Here is a 23526-nt window from a genome sequence, read left to right as displayed (position 1 = left end):
CGCTCTTCGCAGCACTGGGTTCCCCCGCTGCAGAGTTCTAGACCCGTAGCTCAGTTGGTTAGAGCGCTGCCTTGACATGGCAGAGGTCAGCGGTTCAAATCCGCTCGGGTCTACCATCTTCAAAGGGTGGTTACTCCATCCGAATCAATAGTTCCATGAAAGGTTTCATGGATAGTTTCATGCGGTCTTTGGTAGGGATCGCCACTGAGAGAAAGGACAAACAATGCTCGTTGTTACTCTCCCCGATGGTTCTCGTCGAGAATTTTCCGCTCCGGTTTCCGTGCATGACGTGGCCGCAGATATCGGTCCCGGTTTGGCCAAGGCTGCACTTGCTGGCGTAGTCGACGGCAAAGAGGTTGATATCAGCTATATCATCGATCGCGATGTCAATCTGGCCATTATCACCGACCGCCAGCCCGAAGGCCTGGAAGTCATTCGCCACTCTGCCGCACACTTGCTGGCGCAAGCTGTTAAGCAGCTGTACCCGACGGCCCAGGTCACTATTGGCCCGGTTATCGAAGATGGCTTCTATTACGATTTTGCCTACGAGCGCCAATTTACGCCGGAAGACCTGGAAAAGATCGAAGAGCGTATGGAAGTGCTGGCCAAGGAAGATATTACGGTCAGTCGCCGGCTAATGCCTCGTAAAGAAGCGGTGCAATACTTCCGAGATATGGGCGAAGAGTACAAAGCCGAGATTATCGACAGTATCCCCAGTGATGAAGATATTTCCCTGTACCGCCAGGGCGACTTTGAAGACCTGTGTCGCGGCCCCCACGTGCCTTCCACTGGCAGATTGAAGGCCTTTAAGCTGACTAAGGTGGCTGGTGCCTACTGGCGCGGTGACTCCAGCAATGAGATGTTGACCCGTGTTTACGGTACTGCCTGGGCCAACAAGAAAGAATTAAAAGCTTACCTGCGCCGTATTGAAGAAGCAGAGAAGCGTGACCACCGCAAGCTGGCTAAGAAATACGATCTCTTCCATATCCAGGAAGAGGCGCCAGGCATGGTGTTCTGGCACCCGAATGGTTGGACGATATACAGCACTGTCGAGCAGTACATGCGTCGCCGTCAGCGCGAGTTTGGTTACAAAGAAATCAAAACCCCACAGCTGGTGGATTTCAGCCTGTGGCGCAAGTCCGGTCATGCGGACAAGTTTGCCGATGACATGTTTACGCTCACCAGTGAAGAGCGTCAGTTTGCCATCAAACCGATGAATTGCCCCTGTCATGTGCAGGTGTTCAATCAAGGATTGCGCAGTTACCGCGACCTGCCGCTGCGCTTGGCGGAGTTTGGTTCCTGTCACCGTAGTGAACCCTCCGGTTCCCTGCATGGTCTGATGCGTGTGCGCGGCTTCGTGCAGGATGATGGCCATATCTTTTGTAGCGAAGACCAGATCCAGTCAGAGGTTTCTGACTTTATGGATCTGCTGCATTCCGTGTACAAAGACTTTGGCTTTAATGATGTTATTTACCGCCTCTCCACTCGCCCGGAGAAGCGTGTAGGTTCCGATGAAAGCTGGGACAAGGCGGAAAAAGCGCTGGCGGATGCGTTGGATGCCGCAGGTCTGCCCTGGGAGGAGCTGCCAGGTGAAGGTGCCTTCTACGGACCCAAGATCGAATTCTCCCTGAAAGACTGCCTCGGCCGTGTATGGCAGTGCGGTACTATTCAGGTAGATTTCTCTATGCCGGGCCGCCTGGATGCGCAATATGTTGCCGAAGATGGCTCGCGTCAGTCACCGGTCATGTTGCACCGCGCAGCCCTGGGGTCCTTCGAACGCTTTATCGGAATCCTGATCGAGCACTATGAAGGCGCGTTCCCCACCTGGCTGGCGCCACAGCAGGTGGCAATCATGAATATCACCGATCGTCAGGCTGATTATTGCCGCGATCTTGAGGCTCGCCTCGGCGCCCTTGAATACCGCGCCAGTGCTGACTTGAGAAACGAGAAGATCGGCTTTAAAATCCGCGAGCACACGCTTCAGCGTGTCCCTTATCTGCTGGTCATTGGCGATAAGGAAGTAGAGAGCCAGACGGTTGCCGTGCGCACCCGCAGCGGTGAGGACCTGGGAAGCATGACTTATGAGTCTTTCCTTGAGATTCTCGAGCAGGACGTCAGTCGCCGCGGCCGTTTGTCCGAAGATAATGCATAACAACTTGGCAACTGGGAGACCACAGCTATTAAACGAGACACTAAGGGACGGTCCAAAAAGGCCCGCATAAACGATCAGATTGAAGCGTCAGAAATCCGCCTGATTGGCGCTGATGGCGAACAGGTAGGCATTGTCTCCCTGAGTGAGGCGCTGGAGGCTGCGCAACAGGCCAGCTTGGATCTCGTTGAAATTGCCCCGGACTCCACGCCGATAGTCTGTAAGATCATGGACTACGGCAAGCACGTATTCGAGGCCAAGAAAGCCAAGAATGCGGCCAAGAAGAAGCAGAAGCAGCAGCAGATCAAGGAAATGAAATTCCGCCCTGGCACCGATATCGGTGACTACCAGATCAAGCTGCGCAACCTCATCCGCTTCCTTGAAGCGGGTGACAAAGCCAAAGTATCCCTGCGCTTCCGTGGTCGTGAAATGGCTCACCAGGAGCTCGGCATGGAAATGATGCAGCGCATCGAAAAAGACCTGGAAGAGCTGGCTGTTGTAGAGCAAAGACCAAAGATGGAAGGTCGCCAGATGCTGATGGTTCTCGCTCCCAGCAAAAAGAAAAAGTGAGGTTTGGGGAAGCGATTCCCGGAACCTCCTTTGAGAAGTGATTGGGCGACGGCTGCCTCCTCACTCTCACAGTGTCGATAACCCCTGGTTGTCGGCAGTTACTAAAGGTGCCTGTTTTATACAGGCGAATATTCACTTTGGAGTACAAAATGCCGAAAGCAAAGACTCATAGTGGCGCTGCCAAGCGCTTCAAGAAGACGGCTGCGGGCTACAAGCACAAGCACGCTAACAAGAGCCACATCCTCACCAAGATGACCACCAAGCGTAAGCGTCAGCTGCGTGGCACCCAGACTATGAACAAGTCTGATGCCGGTCTGGTCGATCGTATGCTGCGCGCCAAGTAATTGGCCCAAATCGCAAAGGTTTAAGAGGATAAGTTATGGCCCGTGTAAAACGTGGTGTAGAGGCGCGTCGTCGTCACAAGAAGATTCTGAAGCAGGCTAAAGGCTACTACGGTGCGCGTTCTCGCGTATTCCGCGTTGCCAAGCAGGCAGTTATTAAAGCTGGTCAGTACGCATACCGTGACCGTCGCGTTAAGAAGCGTAACTTCCGCGCTCTGTGGATTACCCGTATTAACGCCCAGTCCCGTGCCGAAGGCCTGAGCTACAGCCGCCTGATTGCAGGTCTGAAGAAAGCGGACATCGCACTGGATCGCCGTGTACTGGCTGATCTGGCTGTTTACGATAAAGCCGCTTTTGCTGCCGTAGTTGAAAAAGCTAAGGCAGCCCTGGCAGCGTAAGCTGTCACTTCAGTTGTAAAACTGAATACTTAAAATAGGGAAGGGCTGTAGCGGCCCTTCCCTATTTTTTTATGGGGTTTCCGCTATTTTTACCGGTGGCGGTGCCAGGGGAGCCCCCGCGGTGCAAGCGCACCGGCCGAAACAAGCACAAAAAACTAGGGCCGTGAGGCCCCAATCGAAGTTGGATTCAAACGGGAACAGTTCGATGCAAGATTTGCAGTCCCTCACCGAGCAGGCAATGGAGCTGGTGGAGAAGGCCGACGGCCTCGCCGCACTGGATCAGGTGCGTGTTGATTACCTGGGCAAAAAGGGCCAGCTGACGGCACTGCTGAAAGGCCTGGGCAAGCTGTCTGCTGAGGAGCGCCCGGCTGCGGGTGCCAAGATCAACGAAGCCAAGCAGCAGGTGCAGGAAAAAATTAACGCGCGCCGTACAATGCTGGAGCAGGCCGCCATCAATGCCAAGCTGGCTGAAGAGACCATTGATGTCACTCTGCCGGGGCGCGGTGAAGAGCAGGGCAATGCTCACCCCATCACCCGCACCTTAAAGCGTGTAGAAGAATTCTTTGCGGGCATCGGATTTACTGTTGAGAACGGCCCGGAAGTCGAACAGGACTATTACAACTTCGAAGCCCTGAATATTCCTGCGCACCACCCGGCGCGCGCGATGCATGACACTTTCTACGTGGACCCCACCACCGTACTGAGAACCCACACTTCTTCCGTGCAGATCCGCACCATGGAGAAAAAATCTCCGCCGTTGCGCATTATCTGCCCGGGCCGCGTATACCGTTGCGACTCCGATGTGACCCACTCGCCCATGTTCCACCAGGTAGAAGGCCTGGTAATCGGGGAGAACATCAGCTTTGCGCATCTGAAAGGCACCATCGACCAATTCCTGCGTGCTTTCTTCGAAGCGGAAGTGCCGGTACGTTTCCGTCCGTCTTATTTCCCATTCACTGAGCCTTCCGCAGAAGCGGATATCCAGTGCACCGCCTGTGGTGGTGAAGGTTGCCGCGTATGTTCCGGCACCGGCTGGCTGGAAATTCTCGGCTGCGGCATGGTGCACCCGAATGTGTTTGCCGCCTGCGATATCGACAGCGAAAAATACTCCGGCTTTGCCTTCGGTATTGGTATCGAGCGCCTCGCCATGCTGCGTTACGGCGTTAACGATCTGCGCTTGTTCTTCGATAACGATCTGCGCTTCTTGAAACAGTTCTAGCCCAGTGAGAGTGCGAATAGCCGAGGCTGTTCGCAGTAGCAATCGAATTGTGGAGGCCCGGGTGGCGAAATAAATACTCCGGGCGAAATGCGCACAGAGCTGCGCTGACGGAATACAGAAAGAGATCAACTATGAAAATCAGCAACTCCTGGTTGCGGGAATGGGTAAACCCGAAACTCACCACACAGGAACTGGCCGATCAAATTACCATGGCCGGCCTGGAAGTGGATGGCATAGAGAAAGTAGCGGGTGATTTTTCCGGGGTGGTTGTGGGTGAGATTGTCGCCTGTGAACAGCATCCGGATGCCGACAAACTGCGCGTGTGTAAAGTGGCCGGTCACCCCGACGGTGAAATGCAAGTAGTGTGTGGTGCCCCCAACGCGCGCGTTGGAATCAAAATTCCTTTTGCTCTGGTAGGCGCCAAGCTGCCGGGCGATTTTAAAATCAAAAAAGCCAAGCTGCGTGGTGTAGAGAGCTTCGGCATGCTCTGCGCACAGACCGAACTGGAATTGGGCGAAGACAACGACGGTATCTGGGAGCTGCCGGAAGACGCACCCACCGGTACCGATCTGCGCGAATACTTGCAGCTCGATGACGAGACTATCGAAGTGGATCTCACCCCGAACCGCTCCGACTGCCTCGGTGTTGCCGGCATTGCCCGCGAAGTGGGCGTACTGAATCGCTGTGCCGTGCAGGGCCCGGAAGTTGCCCCGGTACCCCAGCAAATCGACGAGAGCCTGCCGGTATCCCTGCTGGCCGAAGCCGCCTGCCCGCGCTACGTAGGTCGTGTCATTCGCAATATTGATATCAAAGCCGTAACACCCCTGTGGATGCAAGAGCGTCTGCGTCGCAGCGGCCTGCGCAGTATCGATCCGGTAGTAGACGTGACCAACTACGTCTTATTGGAGCTGGGCCAGCCCATGCACGCCTTCGACCTGGAGAAACTCTCTGGCGGTATCAAGGTACGTATGGCAGAAGCCGGCGAAGAGCTGACCCTGCTGGACGGCCAGGAAGTGAAATTGCAGGAAGGTACCCTGGTAATTGCCGACGAAGAGAAGCCTCTGGCCATGGCTGGTATTATGGGCGGCTTGGATTCTTCCGTTACCGAAGGCACCCAACATATCTTCCTGGAGAGCGCCTTCTTCAGTCCGCTGGCGATAGCCGGTAAGGCCCGCTCCTATGGCCTTCACACCGATTCCTCTCACCGTTTTGAGCGCGGAGTGGACTATCACCTGCAAGAGAAAGCGGTTGAGCGCGCTACTCAGCTGCTGCTGGACATTGTCGGCGGCGAGCCTGGCCCGGTTCATCTGCGCGAGCTGACCGAAACCATGCCCGCCGAGCGCCATATTACCCTGCGCCGTGCGCGGGTAGAGCAGGGCCTGGGTATCCAGCTGGCTGATGACGAAATTGTCGATATCCTTACCCGCCTGGGTCTGGAAAAGATTGATCAGAATGAAGAAGGCTGGACCTTCCTTGCCCCCAGCTTCCGTTTCGATATCGCCATCGAAGCCGATCTGCTGGAAGAGCTGGCCCGTGTTTACGGTTACAACCGTATTCCCAGCGAGAGCTTTACCGCCGAGCTGGAAATTGCCCCGCGCCCGGAGAGCACCATTGCCCAGGACAACCTGGAGCAGACCCTACTGAGCCGCGGCTACTACGAAGCGATCACTTTCAGCTTTATCGATAGCGACAGCGCCGCGCTGTTTGACCCGGAAGCCGATCCGGTGGCCCTGCAGAACCCAATCAGCGCTGAGCTGGCGGTGATGCGTACCACCTTATTGCCGGGCCTGTGTAAAGCCTTGCAGTACAACCTCAATCGCCAGCAAAACCGCGTGCGCCTGTTCGAAACTGGCCTGCGCTTCGTACCTGGCGCCGAGCTGCACCAGGAGCAGATGATCGCCGGTCTCGCCTACGGTAACCGCTTTGCGGAAAACTGGACTGGTAGCAAAGACAGCGTGGATTTCTTCGATGTGAAAGCCGACGTGGAAGCCCTGTTGGCCCGCACCGGTGTCGCCGAGGAATTCCGCTTTGTCGCCGGCCAACACTCCGCGCTGCACCCCGGTCAAACCGCCAAGATTATGCGCGGTGACCGCGAAGTAGGGGTTATCGGTGCCCTGCACCCGCAGCTGCAGAAGAAGCTGGACTTGGCCAAGCCGGCCTTCGTATTCGAGCTCAGCCTGGAAGCAATCGGAGACGGTAAAGCCCCCGCATTCCGCCCGCTGTCCAAGTTCCCGGAAGTGCGCCGCGACCTGGCCCTGTTGATTGATGCGGACGTTCCCGCCGCCAACCTGGTAGAGACCGCCACAGAGGCCGCCGGTGAAACCTTGACGGACCTCAAGATATTTGACGTCTACCAGGGCAAAGGTATTGATTTAAATAGAAAAAGTGTCGCTTTGGGCTTGACGTTTCAGCATTCGTCGCGCACCCTTAATGACGAAGAAATCAATGCCGCCTTGGATGCGGTGGTCGGTAAATTAGAACAAAAATATAACGCTAGTCTGCGCTAACAGAGCATGATGCTCTCGGTGTGCAGACTGAATTGCACCCCGAGAGCGTCTGCTTCCGGGTTGAAAGCCGCCGCGGTTTGGGCCGCTTCCGATCTGGAGTCGACGCCTCTGAATCAATTGGTAGGATCCAATGACAGAGGCACTGACCAAGGCCGGGCTCGCCGAGAAGTTGTACGAGGAGCTGGGCTTTAATAAGCGCGAAGCAAAAGAGATCGTCGAGTATTTCTTCGAGGAAATCCGCAATGCGCTGGAAAGCAACGAGCAGGTCAAGCTCTCGGGCTTTGGCAATTTCGACTTGCGCGATAAAAGCCAGCGCCCCGGTCGCAACCCCAAGACCGGCGAGGAAATCCCCATCTCAGCCCGCAGGGTAGTCACCTTCAAACCAGGGCAAAAACTCAAGACACGAGTAGAGGAACATGCTGGAACCGAGCAATAATGCTCAGCTACCTGCAATCCCCGGTAAGCGCTATTTCACCATTGGTGAAGTGAGCGAGCTGTGTGCCGTGAAGCCCCATGTACTGCGCTACTGGGAGCAGGAATTCCCACAGCTGAAGCCTGTTAAACGCCGCGGCAACCGCCGTTACTACCAACACCAGGACGTTATTATGGTGCGCCAGATTCGTGCGCTACTCTATGAAGAGGGCTATACCATTGGAGGAGCCCGCCAGCAGATAGAGACCGGTAGTGAAAGGGCAGAAGTGGTGCAGTTACAGCAGGTGCTACCGGAAGTGATAGCGGAACTCAAAGATGTAGTGGCCTTGCTGGATGGGAGAAAGAATTTCTAAAAAACTGTAAACCTGGGCTTGCAATCCAGCCGCACTCAGGTATGATTCACGCCACATCGAGACACGATGTCTTTAAAAATCAATCACTTAGCGAAGTGAGCGATTTTTCAAAATCGGAGCGTAGCGCAGCCTGGTAGCGCACCACACTGGGGGTGTGGTGGTCGTCGGTTCAAATCCGGCCGCTCCGACCATACATATCGTTGCATATAGCAACGGCCAAGAAACCCGCTTTTTAGCGGGTTTTTTTGTGTCCGCAATTTGAGTCCACAATAAGTTCATTCTTGGAGAAGCTCTAAGTAGTTCAGCCAAGTAGGGCCTGAAGGATACCGCTCATAAGAACCTCTAACCTGCTCGCTCCAGGGTAGTCAATTCTAATAGCATTAATTGACACCGTTTTGTATGCACACTTTAGAGGTTTCAGTCGCTGCTAAGGAGGGGTACTTAAAACCATTAATCGGCTTCATCACCGATGAGACTCCAAAGAATCCTGCTTAGGGGCGGGCCGTTGTGCGAGGCAAGTAGCTTGGATAGCAGAGATTAAATAATGATCTTCATATCCATTTTTGAATTGACGGGGGCGTCGAGGCCAGTGGAATCATCGTGTAATATGTGATTACGTTAACAACAAAAAAAATCTATCTGCCTCAGGGAGATGAGGTTCAAATGCACATATCCAAGCTTTGTTTAGTAAATTACCGAAACTTCTCCAATGCCCAGTTCCATTTCAAGAAAGGTATAAATACCGTAATTGGGGAAAATGGGTCCGGTAAAACAAATTTGTTCCGGGCTCTCCGTCTTTTGCTAGACGACAACATGATGAGATTCGCTTACCGTTTAAATGAATCTGACTTTAATAGGTCGTTGTCGTCCTGGAAGGGGCACTGGATCATTTTGAGTTTAGAGTTCGAGGATATTTCACCAGATGAAGAGGTGCAGGCCTTATTTGTTCATGGGACGGGGGTTCTTGAAGAAGGTACTGTAGATCGAGCGACATACAATTTGATCTTTCGTCCTAAAAAAGATGTAAGGCAGGCCTTGTCTGAACTCGACGACGGCGATCACGATGGATTGGCCTCTATTCTCAATCAAATAACAATCGACGATTACGAAACTATTTTTACTGGGCGTAGTAATACAGATTTCAACGATCCGGCGATCTACCGTCAAATTGTAGGAGACTTTGATGCCGTCCGATTTAGTGCAGAAATAGAACACCCAGCTATTGGTATAAAGATTCCGGCAGTCTTGTCTATTTCGAGAGAAATATCGTTTACATTTGTTCAAGCTCTGAGAGACGTTGTTTCAGAGTTTCATAACAATAGAACAAATCCTCTATTGTCACTGCTTAAAAGTAAAAGTGGTGATATAGATCCCGCTATGTTTGGGCCAATTACCAATCAAGTAAAAGAATTAAATAATTCCATTGAGGGGTTGCCGGATGTTCAGGGGGTTCGCGGCGATATTAGGGATACGATTAAAGGTACAGCAGGCGAAGCCTATTCACCGGCATCCCTAGCAATCAAATCCGATCTATCTGATGAGGCCGAAAAATTATTTCAGTCTTTGAAGCTTTTCGTTGGCGAATCGGAGGATGGCCATGAGGGTCCGATTCATGAAATGAGCTTGGGGGGTGCTAACTTAATATTCCTGACTTTAAAGTTATTGGAATTTAAGTATCAGAAAGATAAGCAGTCATTTGCTAATTTTCTGTTGATCGAAGAGCCTGAAGCGCACATACATACCCATATCCAGAGAACCCTATTTGATAAGCTTAATTATCAGGACACTCAAATAATCTATTCAACTCATTCTGCACATATTTCAGAGGTGAGTAACATTGAGAACGTTAACATCCTTGGCCGTACTTTAAATAAATGTGAGGCCTACCAGCCATCTTTTGGTTTGAGTCAAGATGTTATAGGTAATATACAGCGTTACCTTGATGCAGTAAGAAGTAGCTTGTTGTTTGCGAGAAGCGTGATATTAGTGGAAGGGGATGCCGAGGAAATTCTTATACCGGTATTGATCAAAGAGGTTCTAGGTGTAAGTCTTGACGAGCTTGGGATAAGTTTAGTTAACATCAGAAGTACCGGATTTAAGAATGTTGCGTCACTGTTTCATGATTCTAGAGTTCGTAAACGATGCGCGATCGTGACGGACCTAGATAAGTCGGTGATTGATACGGTACCAAGTGAGGGTGACTCGGAATATACCACAAGGTTAAAAAGGAAATGTAAAAAATCACAGGAGTTAGGGGAATCTCGACGGATAGATCTTGAAAATTTTTGTGATACCAATAATTGGTTAAGTCCATTTTTTTCGGAGCACACGTTCGAAGTTGATTTTGCTAGAGAGAAAAATCTAGAGAAGTTTATTGAATTGGTTCCTGAAGTTTATTCTCAGCAGGCAACCATTAATAGGTCAGTGGAAGAGTTGCAGTCTTCTGATGTTTCCGAATATGGGATTAGAGTCTTAAAGATGGCTGCCAATGAAGGCAAGGGCTGGTTTGCTATTAGGCTTGGCAAGTGCATTGACTTCAAAACAAACATTCCGAACTACTTATTGAAAGCCATTGCATTTGCACATCCAGTGATATCTAAGGATGTTTGGATTCGGATACTTAATTATCGCTTAATGAGACTCAAAGAAGATACCTCTATTCCAGCCTCTGAAATAGAAGCCTACGAGGAAATTATTGAAGCCTTTCGGTTGGGGAATAAGGATCTAGAAGAGCTTAAACTTGATACCTTCCAACCTTTTGTAGACAAGCAGATAAATGCTATTTTAGAGGCTTTCTAGTATGTCATTTTGGGGAGAAGATGAGCTTAATCCTGAACAAGAGCAAGCCATACTGGATCCTGAAAGTGTATTTCTTGTGGCGTGCCCTGGGAGCGGAAAAACTCGAACTCTAACTTATAAAATTGCTTATGAATTGACAAACTTAAGTGATTCTAAGGAGTACGTGGTTGCAATTACATATACAAATCGAGCAGCAGATGAGATTCATGAGAGGGTTGAAGCTCTAGGAGTCAACACTGATAAGTTGTGGATTGGCACGATACATTCTTTTTGTTTGGAGTGGATCCTTAAACCATATGGCGTTTACCATGAGTTTTTGCGTTTTGGTTTTAAGGTAATAGATTCTCATGATAAGGAGAAAATTCTGGCCGGGTTGTGTGGTAAACATTCAACTCGACAGACTCGCGTAAAAATTTGGGATTGTGATTTTCATTTTGAACCGGACGGACATGTTCTTTCCTGCAAAAACTCTAGGAAGATTGAACTCATCAATAGAGTTTTGGGTGAGTATTTCGATATTTTACGAAGCCGGCGTCAAATTGATTTTGAGCTGATCCTTTATTTTTCATATAAACTTCTAGAAGAAAATGTAGAAATTAGTTCAATTCTTTCTTGTATATTTTCTCATATTTTGGTAGATGAGTACCAAGATACTATGAAAATTCAATACTCTATAATTTTGTCGATATTAAGAGCGGGTGCTGGTTCGACTAAGTCTTTTATCGTTGGCGATCCGAACCAAGCAATTTACGAATCCCTCGGGGGGTCCGCCATAGATGCTCAAGAATTTAGGCAGCAATCTCAGTTAATAATGAACGAGAGGGAGCTTTCTAAAAATTATCGATCTTCTAGTCGAATAATAGAATTTTTCTCAAATTTTAAAGTTTATAATTCAACTATTATATCTGCATCGAGTGTTGATACCTGTAAGAGTTTGATTACTTTCAATAGCTCTGTTGATAGAGAGGATTTGGAGGATGAATTAGTTAGATTGATTTTGTTGAATGTCGAAGAATTAGGTGTGCTTCAAAAAGAAGTTTGTGTCATTGCGCCTTGGTGGATCCACCTCGCCAGTTTGACTCGTAGACTTATTTTTCGTCTCCCAAGCTATCAATTTAACGGTCCTGGAACGGTCCCTTTTGCTCGAGATATAGAGAATTTTTGGTATAAACTGGCAAAAATTGCATTGACTCGCGCTTCACCAGATGTTTATGTTCGGCGACTAAGATGGGCGTCAGATATAGTCAAAGATCTTGAGTTCGCTGGAGTTGACGTAAGTAAAATTACGGCGAAATCGTTACTAAGATGTTGCAATACACTAGTGGTAACTGAAGAAAATGGTTTGCTTTATTTATCTGTTTTTTTTGAAAGACTTTTTGAGTTGCTCAAAATAAATGCTATGGCTTATTCCATGCTAAAGGAGCACTATGATGCATTCTTTGAGAGCTCAAGAGATCGTATAGCTCGATTAAAGAGCGAAGGTGTAGAATCCATAGATCATATTGATTCATTTAGGAGAGTCTTTCAGTCTAAGAAAGGGATTACAATTTCTACCATTCACGGCGTGAAAGGTGCTGAGTTTGATACTGTAATTGCTTTCGCTCTTCTTGAGGGGATGGTTCCTCATTTTAGTGATTCGGGTGGTCAGGAAAGTGCGAAGAAGCTCCTTTATGTAATTGGATCTCGTGCAAGAAAAAATCTACACCTTATCTCGGAGCGAGGCCGTACTCGATATGGGAATAGCGAATATTTCCCGACGGTAGCTCTAAGAGCTTACGATTTTGATTATGATGATTTGTGATAGTTAGTAACGATAGGTGTACAGTTATTGACAGAGCTCCAGGGGAGGGGTATTGGCCCCTCCTATTGCTTCTGCTCCACAATTTTCGAATTCGGTAACCGGTCGAACTGACCACTTGTTGAAACGAGTGATAACCTGCGATTTTGTTTGAAATAACAGGTCGCTCAATTTTTGATCTTCTAGGCCGTATTTGTTCTCATCTTAGATTAGCCCTTTCAGCGGCTCACTGCTTATCGAAGCCAGCACTGATCAAATTTATAACGACTTCGCGCTCTTTCTTAGTTTAACAATGGGGCTTGGCAACGTGTATAAAACTGATGAAATATTTAAGTTTTCATCTATTTCAGAAAACCCATAGGCAGCTTCAGCATTGAGTATTTTATTCCCCCATGCTTTTGAAAAAGTATATAAAAATTCCAATGAAAACCGTAATTTTTAATGGTTAGCTGAATTACCTCTAGCCAAAATACAAAAAAATATAGGCGCGGAAATTATCCTATTGGAATTTATTCAGTTTGTTTCGCTCTCAAAGCAGCGTAAAATCGATAGATATTTTTGGTATTTTGGCCGTAATTGAGCGAGCCGATTAAAAAGGCTTCAGAAGTTTAAATAGTATTGAAAGCTTCGAGAGAGTCGAGAATTTTCTAAAAGACCCATCCCCTCAAAGGAGAACGGTAGCGTGACGTAAGAGTAAGTAAAAGGCGCTGACCCAAGGTGCTAGGAACACCCGGGGCCAGCTAACCAAATTGATAACCTAAGTATCAAAATGGCTATATGGATAATACGCTAGAAACCCGCTCGTCTTCAATAAAGTGGAGTACATTCAGCGGCTTGGGGCCTGTTCCCAAGCTCTGGAAGCCTAGCGCCCGCCTTTTCCTCTTCTCTGCCTACCGCCCCCGTGCACCGCCCCATATTTCCTCCAAACGCTAAGCCCAAGCTTCCCCATCACGGAAGCGCCCAAACTTCGACCATTGAAGGAAATAAGTATGTTGATCTTAAAGCGACGGACAGGTGAGCTTTTAAGGATTGGAGCAAATGTCTCGGTCACAGTGCTGGAGGTTAAAGGTAATCAAGTGAAGATAGGCATAAGTGCACCCAGGTCACTGCCCATCCATCGTGAAGAAATCTATGTGCGGATCAAGAGAGAACGGAAGGTGAGCGCCTAAATATGCCGAAAGGATGGGACCGTTCTGGGTATCCATCTTTAAAAACTGGATTCCCAGCAAACTATTATTCCTTTGTCTAGCAGGCGGTATAGGCACACAGAAACGAATACCTTTTTGTTGTATAAAGGATCTTTTGAAAATAAAAGGTGGTTAGTTGGCTGGGTGAGGGGTTAAGAAAGCTTTGGCAGTCCTGTAGGGTGTTTCTTAGGACTGTTTTGTCAAGATATCTAGCTTTTCGATGGTTGGTGGTATATTCATAATCTATGATACCTGGCTTTTGTCTGGCGGAGTTAGCGACCATACCAGTCTACATGTTGGATATAGTGCCCTCGCTAAAGGGTAGGCTCTTGGGCACAGTATGGCGCTTATTACCAAGCACCGGCATTAGGTCTGGAGGCAGACTACGAGTAGTTGCTGAAAGCTCCCGCTGTTGGATCGAGGTAAATTGGACTCTTCCGGGCTTTTGACAATATTAGTTTGGATTGGATTAAAATGCTTACAGACTGCCAGAGACCGTTAATCTAGTAAATCTAAGAGTTTGAAACGTTCCCAAAAGTAGACACTGTACTTATTTTGGGGAGGAATAACCCCAGTTAAATAGCGTATTAATTAGCAGGTATCCACTAAACGTGTTTGCTAAAGAGCAACTAACTCCATGAGATTTTTCATCTTGTTGTGATCAAGGGCACTGCTCAGAATAGAGCCGTTGGGCCAGCGTGAAAGCTTTAAAAGACCTTTAGCAGCAATTAACTACTGCTGTATTAGAGTAAGTTATGGCTGCCTTCAAGTCTAAATAGTGCACAATATGATTGGATATTCCTCACTATAATCTAGGTCGCGACATAAAGAACAAAAATAGGGACCTTTTTTGCATTCGGGCCTGAATCCATTGGCAGCTGTGCACACAATCTTTAATGTATTAAATATCTTCCTCAAAAACCTGCCCTGCAGCCAAGAATGGAAGCATATTGAAAGTATAATTGTGACCTTGAGAGGGGGTGCATCTATTTACTCTGTTAAAACATAAGGTTTTAGTGGGTTTTTTTGTTTGGACCTATGGGAAAAATTAATATTTGCCTGCTAGCTAGTTTTTTTGTCTAATTGCATCAAGCGTGATTTGTTCAAGTAATTGGAAAGGAGATCCAGTGAAAAATACAGTTTTTATAATTTTATTGATTATATCCCTCCCTTTATCGGTTTACGGCGATTGTAGGGGAATGTGGAACATCAGTGGCAATGTATATGTTGAAGGGGTTGATTTCCAAGAGAAAGAGCATGCTGGTGAGATGTTCTGTTATGTGGAGTTTTATTATGATAGTGGAGATTATCTGCCAGATAACTTTATTCTCGAAGAATGCCATATTGGTGAAACGGTATTAGATTGGAGGGGAAAGGCAATGGCCCTAATTACATTGACAATGATAAGTAAGGAGCCCGATACTAATGGAGATTATGGAATAAATAGAAAGCAAGCGCACGCATTTCAGCGTTGCGTTATTTAGAAAAGTGATTTAGGACACTCAAAAATACCAGTTACGCGGTAAAAATCATTACTGGTGGCTCTTCATCTATGATTTAGCAGTAAGGGACGTGAAATTCTGGGAGTTTGTATTCAGGCTTCGGAAATTTTTTTGAAGGAAAATCGGCACACATGGCATCAAGTGCTTGGATTAGGGCTAGATTTACAGGGAGTCCCTGAGAGTAAGCCCCGGCAGCCGCCTATGCTGTGTATCCAACGTTTATTGAGCCGACCACTCCATTCCACAAGCTCTAAATGATTATCCAGCTGAAGGGGGTAGTCCTTTGGGTATATCTTGCCGCTCGGTGCCCATAAGAGGCAAAAGATTTTTAGGCTTCTTCCAGAAATGGCTGTGCGAATGCGATACTGAGTGGATGTGTAATTGAGCGCTTCTGAAGTTTCCGATATTTTGGCTCGAAAAGGGTTGAATTAACGTCGACTGTTATCTGGACAAGTTGCAGGATAAGGCCCAAAAGCTGGCTGACTACCCTGACCTTGAGGAGACTGATCAGAATCTCTATTACACCATTACTGAAACCAAGCTGACCTTGGAGAGAATACTGCCTAGCAACCGGGACAGTACCGCTATCCTCTGAGGCCGTAGGTATCCATTCGTGTGATATCGTCATGCACAAACCTTTCATTCCCTGTCTCCAATCCTATTTGTTTTTGGATACCAATTTCTGTTATTCGGGTTTAGCTTTTCTAGATTTTATTGGCAACACGCTGTTCTTTTTTGGGGTTCTAAATTGGGGTGGTATCCATGATTCGTTTAACTGCCTAGAGCTGACTTCGTGCGAGGGAATATTTCAGATCTTCTCTTAAATTGGCCTTGAGTGTGATTACACTGTATTACCTGTAGTTGATATCTCTACTTCGAGGGGAATAATGATGATCGTTTGGTTTTTAGTGAATTTGATATTTATTTTTTAGGGGAACGTATGTCAGTGCTAAGGTCAGGAGAGACTGTTATAGCTTCAGAAACGGATGTTCGATCTGGAACTATAGGGTACGGTGGTGTCAATGATGCATTCGATTTATATCTTGTAAAGTTGGCTAGTGGAAATTATTTGCTTATAGTTTTTATGAAGATCCAGTTCTTCTTTGACGATGGAGAAGGCGGTGAGTGGAGTTCATCAGAAAAGTCACTTTTTGTTAGTCGGTGGAAGCTTGCTATACAGAGCAAGTGGGGCGGAAGAGTGCTTAAATATCTGGCATCTGGAAAAGCTATTGGTATAGATTTTAGGTTTGAGACGCAAATAGGTGGCTGGATGTTGGATCACTGGGAAATAAGCGTAGAAAAGGTTAGCAATTTTGCTGTAAGTAGTGTTAATCCAGTAAAGGGAACCGTTGCATTGGATAGTCAAGACCTGAAGCTTGTATGGAAGTCGGGTGGTCAACGGCAGCGAGGTGCAGTCCATGAGTTTGGTCATATGCTTGGCCTTGAAGATGAATATCATAAATCAAGTAAGCACAATGGGGACTATAGATCTGTTATGAATAGTGGTGAGACAGTACTTAAAAGGCATGATAGTACTCATATGAAATGGTTAGAAAGTAAGTTGGCGGATCATGGTATTTCATAGTGCTTAAAAATCTATGCTTGATATTGTTGTTTTTTTGCCTGGCGTCCTGCGGTAAGGAAGATAGTATGGGTGATATTAAAGTCCTAGCATCAAAGGTTGTTTCGAGCTCTACGGCCCAAGAGGAAGAGCAAGCCTTAGAAAGTGTGTGGGAATATGTTTATAAAAATAGAATTTATGTTGAGGTATTATCAGTGGATTCTGAAGGGGGTAAATCTGATATTAATAATCTTGAAGATTTGAGTGGCGTGGTTAAGGTCCAAGCCCTATTTTCTAAGGGTGATCAGTCTTTTACTTTAGAATGGGAGCCACATGAGTTAGATAATGTGTTTATCCTATATAGGGAAAAATAGGTGGATTGTTCTGATCCCGCAGAAAGGAAACTTTTTCTTCGATAATTTTATGTATCAATTGTTGGTCGAGGCTGAGGCGCAAGAGAAGAGCATTTTTTGCAGCTTTTGAGTTGGTGGATGTCAAGGGTTGGTAAACGCCAATCTGGGTGAAGCTATAATCCGTGTAGCATTTGGATATCTTGCTGATTGGTCAGGCTATTTTTTAGCTAGCCTAGCTAGTGAGCTAAATTCTGGCTGGTCAACTACACCCCAAAATGAAAAAGCTCAAAGATTTGACAAGCTTAATAGTTCAGTTATTGATATAGAGATTACTAATTGGGATGGATTAGAACGAGTAACAGTACCAATTACTTTAGGGGCTTCAAGCGAGGCTACTCAAAACCCTGTGTGGCCTCATTTTTCTGTAAGTGGCAAGTCAGGAACTAAATTGATAGAGCCTCGGCCCTGCTTGCCTCGACATACCACAGTTATTTATCCCTCAAAATCTCCATCGCCGCATTATGCCCAGGCAGCCCAGTAACCCCACCTCCCGGGTGACTGCCGGAGCCGCAGAGATACAGACCTTGGATTGGTGTGCGGTAATCCGCAAAGCCCATAAAGGGGCGGTTGCTCCACAGTTGGTCCAGGCCTAAGGCACCATGGAAGATATCACCTCCCATCAAGCCAAACTTGCGCTCTAAATCCAGCGGTGAGTGGATTTGTTGAGCAATGATGGAATCACGGAAATTGGGTGCATAGTTGGTGACGGTATCGATAATGGTCTGAGTTGCCTGCTCGCGATAGCCGTCCCAGCTCTTACCCTCCGGCAGTTCTGGAGCAAATTGCTGGCAGAATAGGCTGGCAACATGTTTGCCCTCGGGGGCCAGAGAAGGATCGATGGTGGAGGGGATCAATATCTCGACAATGGGTTGCTTTGACCAGCCATATTGGGTCGCATCTATATAGGCTTGTTCCAGGTAGTCCATGGTGGGGCCAATGACGATTCCAGACTTGTGGTGCGGTTGTGCGTTATTACCAGGCTTGCAGGTAAAGTCTGGCAGCTCAGATAGTGCGACATTCATACGGAAGGTGCCCGAGCCCACTCTAAAACCACGTACACGGCGGCGGAACTCCGGTTCCAGATGTTGTTCGTCTATCATCTGGGAATAGAGCAGTTTAGGGCCGACATTGGCGACTACTTTACCGGCAGTAACGGTTTCCCCACTGCTTAGCTGTACTCCGGTAGCGCGACCACCATCGATCAATACCTCTTTAACTTCAGCATCCGTTCGAATGGTGACTCCGAGGTGCTCCGCTTCTTTGCGCATCGCCTGGGTGATCGCACCCATACCACCTATTGCATGTCCCCAAGCGCCTTTCTCGCCGTTTACCTCGCCAAACACATGATGTAGTAGCACATAGGCGGAACCGGGAGTGCTGGGAGCGGCATAGTTGCCGACGATAGAGTCGAAGGCAAACGCAGCTTTTACATGGTCATTTTCGAACCAGGCATCCAGCACGCTGGTGGCACTCTTGGTGAACAGGTCCAATGCATCACGACGGGATGCCATACTCAGTTTTTTCGCCCTCAGGCCAAAGCCGCCGGCGCGAATCAAATCCACAAGGCCGCCACCTACATTGGGGGGAGCACGCAGCAGTTCCTCGCGCAAAATGTCTGCCACCGTTTCCAGCATGGCATAAAAGTCAGGTAGGGTGGCTGCGTCTCTTCCAGAGAAACGCGCAATTTCTGCCTGTGTATCCGCGAGATTCTTATGGAAGGAAAGGCTTTCCTCCTCTGAAAGTGGGAAAAAGTTTGATTGCGGCCGTAACTTGATCTCCAGGCCATGCTCACGCAAATGGAGGTCTTCTATGATTTTGGGATTAAGCAGGCTAACGGTGTAGCTAGCCACAGAGTTTCGGAAACCTGGGTGGAACTCTTCAGTAACCGCTGCACCGCCAACAATCGACCGGCGCTCAAGAATCGTTACATTTTTTCCAGCTTTAGCCAAATAGCAAGCACAAACCAAGCCATTATGGCCGCCACCAATAATCAAAAAATCCTTCATTATTATGCTCTGAGTAGGAAGATTCGGTATATAAAATATGCCAAAAAAAGTCGGGCGGCTCAATCATTGAATTCTTGGGGTAGGTATTGATAAGTCGTCAATTAGAAAGAACACTCTACTTAATCCTGGGAACCTAAAATCAAAATATTAGCAGCTGGTTTTGATAGATCGCTTTAGTCTGTTGAGAAAGTTACGGGAGACAGGGATTTTTGTATCTGTACCAGCCATTCTTACAAAATGACGTCGTGAATGTGACTTTAACTCCAGCATTCTTTCGCTATTAATAATATAGCTACGATGCAGTCGATAAAATAAGTTCCCCGGTAACAGTTCACAAAAAGTATCCAATGTCATATCGGATATTATGGTGTCTCCACTGTGTAAACGAGCCCCTTTTTCGGTGAGATGAACACGGCGATAACGGCCTATACTTTCAATATAATTAATGTGGTCATGCAAAATTATTCTTTGTTGGTTGCCATCGTTCAATAATAAACGATGAATGTTTGTAGTATTCCCCCTTTGCTCTAAAGCATACATCTCCTGTTGCAAAATTTTACGAATGCTCTTGGCAATTAATTCTGGCCTGGCAGGTTTTACCAAGTAATCAATAGCATCAGTGTCAAAAGCACGCAACGCATAATTTTCATAGGCGGTTAAAAAAATTAATTGATAATTCATCTGAGAGGTTGCTTTTGCCACATCAAATCCTGTTACTTCAGGCATTTCAATATCGAGAAAAACAATATCGGGTCGCTTGACCAAAATCTGTTCTATTGCAGACTTACCATCCGACACCTCTACTATGACTTCCAATTCGTTAAAAGTATCAATCACCTCCTTTAAGCTGTATCTTGCAGCAGGTTCGTCATCAACTATGGCAACGGTTTTCGATTTCATCTGCGCTTCCTTGCAGGTGCTGTGAGTTAGTGTATGAGGTGACTTCTGGAATACGAATTACCATACTGGTGCCTCCAATACTTGAACTCAAATTCATTGAGTAATCATCAGCAAAATGTAATTTCAGGGATTCTGACAATATGCGTAGACCTTGACCCTCTTGTATATTGCTGTCATCAAAAGGAGGGCCGGTATCATGTACTTCTATTTTTAAGTAGCCAGTTTGTAATTCTATGTTGATGCTCACATGGCCGCCCCTTACAAAGGGTGCAATGCCATACTTAATGGAGTTCTCAACAACCGGTAAAAGCAATAAGGAAGGAACAAGCTTTCCCTTTAATACGGCTGGGCAATCTATATCAAAGGTAAGTCGACTATCGAATCGTTTACGCTGTAATAAAAGGTAGAGTTCCACCAGCTGTAATTCTTCTTCTAAGCTTGCCCAGTTATTATTGGAAAGCCTGACAGTGCCGCGCAATAAATCAGAAAGGTTATAAATAAGTTCTTTTGCAGCTGGCGGATCTCGGCTTATCTCAGTCGCTATCAAGTTTAAAGTGTTGAATAAAAAGTGAGGGTTGGATTGCATCTTAAGCATCTGCAATTCTGTCTTCTGGGCATTCATGCAGGTATGGTAGTGTAATTCCTGCTGCTGGAATATATACATTACAGCCATGTAAATTAGCGATTCAAGTAGCAGTACCACGACTGGTAAAAATTTTATATTTGATACATTGTTTTCGAGTGGGATTTCGACAATTGGCACAACCCAGATAAAAATAAAAAAAATAACGATGGGTCTATATAGCCAAATATACTGCTCAATCAAAGATGTTAGTAATCTCTTGAATAGGGTCTCAAAAATATTGAACAGTAAGTATCCAGCAAAAAATACACTCCATATCTTGATTGTTACCTGCAGTAAAAGATAAATATTGAGATGGTTGAGCAAATAAAGTGCGCTAGAAATAAGGCCAATATTAAAAGATGGCCAAATAATCAAGAATATCCATGCTTGATTAGGTTTTCTCTTGCGAATTTCCACAGAATTTTGGTTGGTTGTGGTTTCTATCAATATCTTTCAATTCCAATAAATTTTCAGGTCGTAAAAACCATAAGTAACTATGGACGTTGACCCTTGTTTCGTCTACCGCAGGGTTTGAAATATAAACCATAAGTAAAAAATTTTTGGTCTTTTTGAAAATTGTTCAGCGAATATTTTTGATTTGTGTGGAGGTAAGGCAATTTAAATCCACTGGTTATTTTTAAGTTCGAGTTAAGTGTAAGAAATCTAGATGACTATTTAAACTCTTTGTGTTGAATAATATGGCTTAAAGCACCATTGATACGAATATTTACACCATCTGAACAATCCTGCCTTCTTTACGGTGTTGTAGTAGTGATATCTGTATTCCTCACTCCTGGCATTTACTGTTCACTGACTGCAAAAGGAATACATCCATGGCAAATCACTCTTTATCACCAGATATTAAAGAGATTTACTCTAAGCGCAGATGGCCAAATATCATTGGCGCCTTTATGCTTGGAGTTTTAATCACTGCTTGTAACTCAGATAACTCTGAAGAAACAACAGAAGAAATACCAGACTCCTCTGGGCCGAATAGCGAGGCCTGTAAATCAGCAGAAAACACAACGCAAGTTACCGATGCTGGTGTGGAGTATATGGTCACTCCAGAGGCCTGTTTTGATTCATTGCCCGGTTATGAGTTTGCTGCTAATTACGCAGAAATTGATGGCCTAAGTATGCATTATGTGGATGTAGGGCCAGTTGATGGGGATGTTGTATTACTCTTGCATGGCCAGCCAAGTTGGTCCTATCTTTATCGGAAAATGATTCCTATCCTCGCAGAAGCTGGTTACCGGGTAATAGCACCTGATAACATCGGCATGGGTAAGTCAGATAAGCCAGTTGATGTCACGATTCACCAATTCGAGCAGCATGTTGCTTGGACAAAAGCCTTTATTGATAAACTACAATTAACTAATATCAATCTTTTCGTACATGATTGGGGTAGTCTTTTTGGTCTTCGAATTGCCGGTGAAATGTCACACCATATTGCGAGATTAGTTGTCGCCAATGGTAACCTGCCAATAATCCCTCCTGGTAAAAATCCATATATTTACCCTAGTTTTGAGTTAGACGAGTCATTAGGTGATGCAGCAACATTTTTTGCCTCTCGGTCAAGCGACCAAGTTGAGGGATTCCAGCAGTGGATTGACTATGCATCTAGTGTACCTGAGCTATTGGCCGGAGATGTGGTTCAAGTCTTGACAGTCTACCAGTTGACTGATGAAGAAATTTCCGCTTACAACGCACCTTATCCCAGTATTGATTATAAAGCGGCAATACGTGCTTTTCCTGCCATGTTTGTTGATATCGAGATGCAAAATATAATTGCTTGGCAAACACTCGGGGCATTTCATAATCCTTTTATGTTTAATGCCGGTGAGTTCGATCGAGGCTTAGGCAGCGAGGAAAATCAGCAAAAGTGGATCGAGCATGTACCAGGATCGGATGGTAATGATCACAGGCGTTTTTTGGCTGGGCACTTTATTCAAGATGATGTGGGTGAAGAATTAGCTATTCACTTATTAAACTTTCTACGAAGCACCACTCCAGAAGAACCATTGCGTGCAGGTGGTCCATCCTTCAATTTCCGTTATTGCGAAATTTTGCTTTCATATCAAGATGGCTCAAGTATAACAGCAGAAATCTGGGGTACACCGGGAGTTAACTATTGCCCACAGGCCCAGTGGGAGACTCTAGATTTTAACGATATAGCTGCGGAATATGATGCACTATCAGCCATACCCAATGGACCTCGTTTTTTTGTTGTGGATGAAAATCTAGGTGGCGACATCATTTTACCCAGTCCAGATGATGAATACCGATTGTTTGGCGAGTTAGAAATGCGTTTATTAACTAGCGTTGATCTGACTGATAGTCAAGGGGAGGATGTTGCCTATGTTCCTGGTAAAGTACTAAGGGATAACACCTGGTTATTTTATGAAGGTAGACGTGTCTATGAGTTAACAGATATCAATGGGCAGGTATATATCATGCAGTCTTTTAGTCGACTTGAAGATACCAACTTACAGATGGACGATTTGAAACATCTAGGCGCTCGTCTTAACCTACCCGAAGGGTGGACATTCAGGAGTCGAATTCTAAATGAGCCTTTGCAGGTTTCAGCTATTGATGGCACAGCCATGGTGCTTAAGGATGACCTGGGTAACAGCTACCAACTCGTACCGTAATATTAGCTAGATATTTAACGTAATCTTTTCAATAAATAGGTTGAATTTATTGAGGCCCACTTGTTGTCAAGTGGGCTTCAATTTTTTGGATCTACAGATCCTGGATCAAATATAT

At 46.4% G+C, this 23526-nt stretch carries 18 protein-coding genes and 2 tRNA genes; 17 read left to right on the top strand and 3 right to left on the bottom strand.

Features of this window, described 5'->3' with window-relative positions:
* Window positions 1–39: 39 nt before the first annotated feature.
* The 16 genes from ACXAFI_RS11870 to ACXAFI_RS11795 all read left to right on the top strand — a co-directional run bounded on the left by ACXAFI_RS11870 (window position 40) and on the right by ACXAFI_RS11795 (window position 17190).
* Window positions 40–116, top strand: a tRNA-Val gene (locus ACXAFI_RS11870).
* A 107-nt stretch (window positions 117–223) separates the two neighbouring features.
* Complete coding sequence (gene thrS, locus ACXAFI_RS11865; RefSeq protein WP_475108973.1) at window positions 224–2152, top strand: threonine--tRNA ligase; 1929 nt, start codon at window positions 224–226, stop codon at window positions 2150–2152.
* A 27-nt stretch (window positions 2153–2179) separates the two neighbouring features.
* On the top strand, window positions 2180–2719 hold the full coding sequence (gene infC, locus ACXAFI_RS11860) for a translation initiation factor IF-3 (RefSeq protein WP_475109819.1): 540 nt from the start codon (window positions 2180–2182) through the stop codon (window positions 2717–2719).
* Between the two features lie 149 nt (window positions 2720–2868).
* On the top strand, window positions 2869–3063 hold the full coding sequence (rpmI, locus tag ACXAFI_RS11855; protein WP_020413351.1) for a 50S ribosomal protein L35: 195 nt from the start codon (window positions 2869–2871) through the stop codon (window positions 3061–3063).
* A 35-nt stretch (window positions 3064–3098) separates the two neighbouring features.
* Entirely contained in the window at window positions 3099–3458 is a 360-nt protein-coding gene (gene rplT / locus ACXAFI_RS11850; protein ID WP_020413350.1) for a 50S ribosomal protein L20, read from the top strand.
* Between the two features lie 205 nt (window positions 3459–3663).
* Window positions 3664–4677, top strand: a complete 1014-nt coding sequence (pheS, locus tag ACXAFI_RS11845; protein ID WP_152452787.1) for a phenylalanine--tRNA ligase subunit alpha — start codon at window positions 3664–3666, stop codon at window positions 4675–4677.
* A gap of 131 nt (window positions 4678–4808) precedes the next feature.
* Window positions 4809–7184: a phenylalanine--tRNA ligase subunit beta gene (gene pheT, locus ACXAFI_RS11840; RefSeq protein WP_475108972.1), complete on the top strand. Its 2376-nt coding sequence runs from the start codon at window positions 4809–4811 to the stop codon at window positions 7182–7184.
* A gap of 130 nt (window positions 7185–7314) precedes the next feature.
* Window positions 7315–7620, top strand: a complete 306-nt coding sequence (ihfA, locus tag ACXAFI_RS11835; RefSeq protein WP_108733837.1) for an integration host factor subunit alpha — start codon at window positions 7315–7317, stop codon at window positions 7618–7620.
* A complete protein-coding gene (locus tag ACXAFI_RS11830; RefSeq protein ID WP_152452791.1) occupies window positions 7601–7969 on the top strand; it encodes a MerR family transcriptional regulator in 369 nt (122 codons plus the stop codon). The genes ihfA and ACXAFI_RS11830 overlap by 20 nt, the downstream gene beginning before the upstream one ends.
* A 114-nt stretch (window positions 7970–8083) precedes the next feature.
* Window positions 8084–8160, top strand: a tRNA-Pro gene (locus ACXAFI_RS11825).
* A 472-nt stretch (window positions 8161–8632) separates the two neighbouring features.
* Window positions 8633–10768, top strand: a complete 2136-nt coding sequence (locus ACXAFI_RS11820) for an ATP-dependent nuclease (RefSeq protein WP_475108971.1) — start codon at window positions 8633–8635, stop codon at window positions 10766–10768.
* Window position 10769: 1 nt separating this feature from the next.
* On the top strand, window positions 10770–12569 hold the full coding sequence (locus tag ACXAFI_RS11815; RefSeq protein WP_475108970.1) for a UvrD-helicase domain-containing protein: 1800 nt from the start codon (window positions 10770–10772) through the stop codon (window positions 12567–12569).
* Between the two features lie 986 nt (window positions 12570–13555).
* Window positions 13556–13735 (top strand): carbon storage regulator CsrA, encoded by a 180-nt coding sequence (gene csrA / locus ACXAFI_RS11810; RefSeq protein WP_475108969.1) that lies wholly within the window; start codon window positions 13556–13558, stop codon window positions 13733–13735.
* A gap of 1145 nt (window positions 13736–14880) precedes the next feature.
* Window positions 14881–15237 carry a hypothetical protein gene (locus tag ACXAFI_RS11805; protein ID WP_475108968.1) on the top strand — a complete coding sequence of 119 codons (357 nt, stop codon included), beginning with the start codon at window positions 14881–14883 and terminating at the stop codon, window positions 15235–15237.
* Window positions 15238–16153: 916 nt separating this feature from the next.
* The gene (locus ACXAFI_RS11800; protein ID WP_475108967.1) at window positions 16154–16840 is read left to right on the top strand and encodes a zinc metalloprotease; all 687 of its coding nucleotides are present in this window, start codon (window positions 16154–16156) and stop codon (window positions 16838–16840) included.
* Between the two features lie 65 nt (window positions 16841–16905).
* Window positions 16906–17190 carry a hypothetical protein gene (locus ACXAFI_RS11795; RefSeq protein WP_475108966.1) on the top strand — a complete coding sequence of 95 codons (285 nt, stop codon included), beginning with the start codon at window positions 16906–16908 and terminating at the stop codon, window positions 17188–17190.
* A 467-nt stretch (window positions 17191–17657) separates the two neighbouring features.
* Here the strand turns inward: ACXAFI_RS11795 and ACXAFI_RS11790 are convergent, their stop codons facing one another.
* The 3 genes from ACXAFI_RS11790 to ACXAFI_RS11780 all read right to left on the bottom strand — a co-directional run bounded on the left by ACXAFI_RS11790 (window position 17658) and on the right by ACXAFI_RS11780 (window position 21207).
* Window positions 17658–19235 (bottom strand): phytoene desaturase family protein, encoded by a 1578-nt coding sequence (locus ACXAFI_RS11790; RefSeq protein WP_475108965.1) that lies wholly within the window; start codon window positions 19233–19235, stop codon window positions 17658–17660.
* Between the two features lie 147 nt (window positions 19236–19382).
* On the bottom strand, window positions 19383–20135 hold the full coding sequence (locus ACXAFI_RS11785; RefSeq protein ID WP_475108964.1) for a LytR/AlgR family response regulator transcription factor: 753 nt from the start codon (window positions 20133–20135) through the stop codon (window positions 19383–19385).
* Window positions 20107–21207, bottom strand: coding sequence for a sensor histidine kinase (locus tag ACXAFI_RS11780; RefSeq protein WP_475108963.1), 1101 nt, complete (start codon window positions 21205–21207; stop codon window positions 20107–20109). Before ACXAFI_RS11780 ends, ACXAFI_RS11785 begins: the two co-directional genes overlap by 29 nt.
* 386 nt (window positions 21208–21593) lie before the next feature.
* Between ACXAFI_RS11780 and ACXAFI_RS11775 the strand changes: the two genes are divergently transcribed.
* Window positions 21594–23411, top strand: coding sequence for a haloalkane dehalogenase (locus tag ACXAFI_RS11775; RefSeq protein WP_475108962.1), 1818 nt, complete (start codon window positions 21594–21596; stop codon window positions 23409–23411).
* Window positions 23412–23526 lie beyond the last annotated feature (115 nt).

It is taken from the genome of Microbulbifer sp. ABH2_005, assembly GCF_056160005.1.
The sequence above is the reverse complement of the archived record's forward strand: the minus strand, read 5'-3'. Positions and strand labels throughout refer to the sequence as shown.

Bases quoted from the DNA above. Each gene is read 5' to 3' on its own strand.
- thrS (WP_475108973.1), top strand. From the start codon at position 224: ATGCTCGTTGTTACTCTCCCCGATGGTTCTCGTCGAGAATTTTCCGCT.
- rpmI (WP_020413351.1), top strand. From the start codon at position 2,869: ATGCCGAAAGCAAAGACTCATAGTGGCGCTGCCAAGCGCTTCAAGAAG.
- rplT (WP_020413350.1), top strand. From the start codon at position 3,099: ATGGCCCGTGTAAAACGTGGTGTAGAGGCGCGTCGTCGTCACAAGAAG.
- pheS (WP_152452787.1), top strand. From the start codon at position 3,664: ATGCAAGATTTGCAGTCCCTCACCGAGCAGGCAATGGAGCTGGTGGAG.
- pheT (WP_475108972.1), top strand. From the start codon at position 4,809: ATGAAAATCAGCAACTCCTGGTTGCGGGAATGGGTAAACCCGAAACTC.
- ihfA (WP_108733837.1), top strand. From the start codon at position 7,315: ATGACAGAGGCACTGACCAAGGCCGGGCTCGCCGAGAAGTTGTACGAG.
- ACXAFI_RS11830 (WP_152452791.1), top strand. From the start codon at position 7,601: ATGCTGGAACCGAGCAATAATGCTCAGCTACCTGCAATCCCCGGTAAG.
- ACXAFI_RS11820 (WP_475108971.1), top strand. From the start codon at position 8,633: ATGCACATATCCAAGCTTTGTTTAGTAAATTACCGAAACTTCTCCAAT.
- ACXAFI_RS11815 (WP_475108970.1), top strand. From the start codon at position 10,770: ATGTCATTTTGGGGAGAAGATGAGCTTAATCCTGAACAAGAGCAAGCC.
- csrA (WP_475108969.1), top strand. From the start codon at position 13,556: ATGTTGATCTTAAAGCGACGGACAGGTGAGCTTTTAAGGATTGGAGCA.
- ACXAFI_RS11795 (WP_475108966.1), top strand. From the start codon at position 16,906: ATGGGTGATATTAAAGTCCTAGCATCAAAGGTTGTTTCGAGCTCTACG.
- ACXAFI_RS11790 (WP_475108965.1), bottom strand. From the start codon at position 19,235: ATGAAGGATTTTTTGATTATTGGTGGCGGCCATAATGGCTTGGTTTGT.
- ACXAFI_RS11785 (WP_475108964.1), bottom strand. From the start codon at position 20,135: ATGAAATCGAAAACCGTTGCCATAGTTGATGACGAACCTGCTGCAAGA.
- ACXAFI_RS11775 (WP_475108962.1), top strand. From the start codon at position 21,594: ATGGCAAATCACTCTTTATCACCAGATATTAAAGAGATTTACTCTAAG.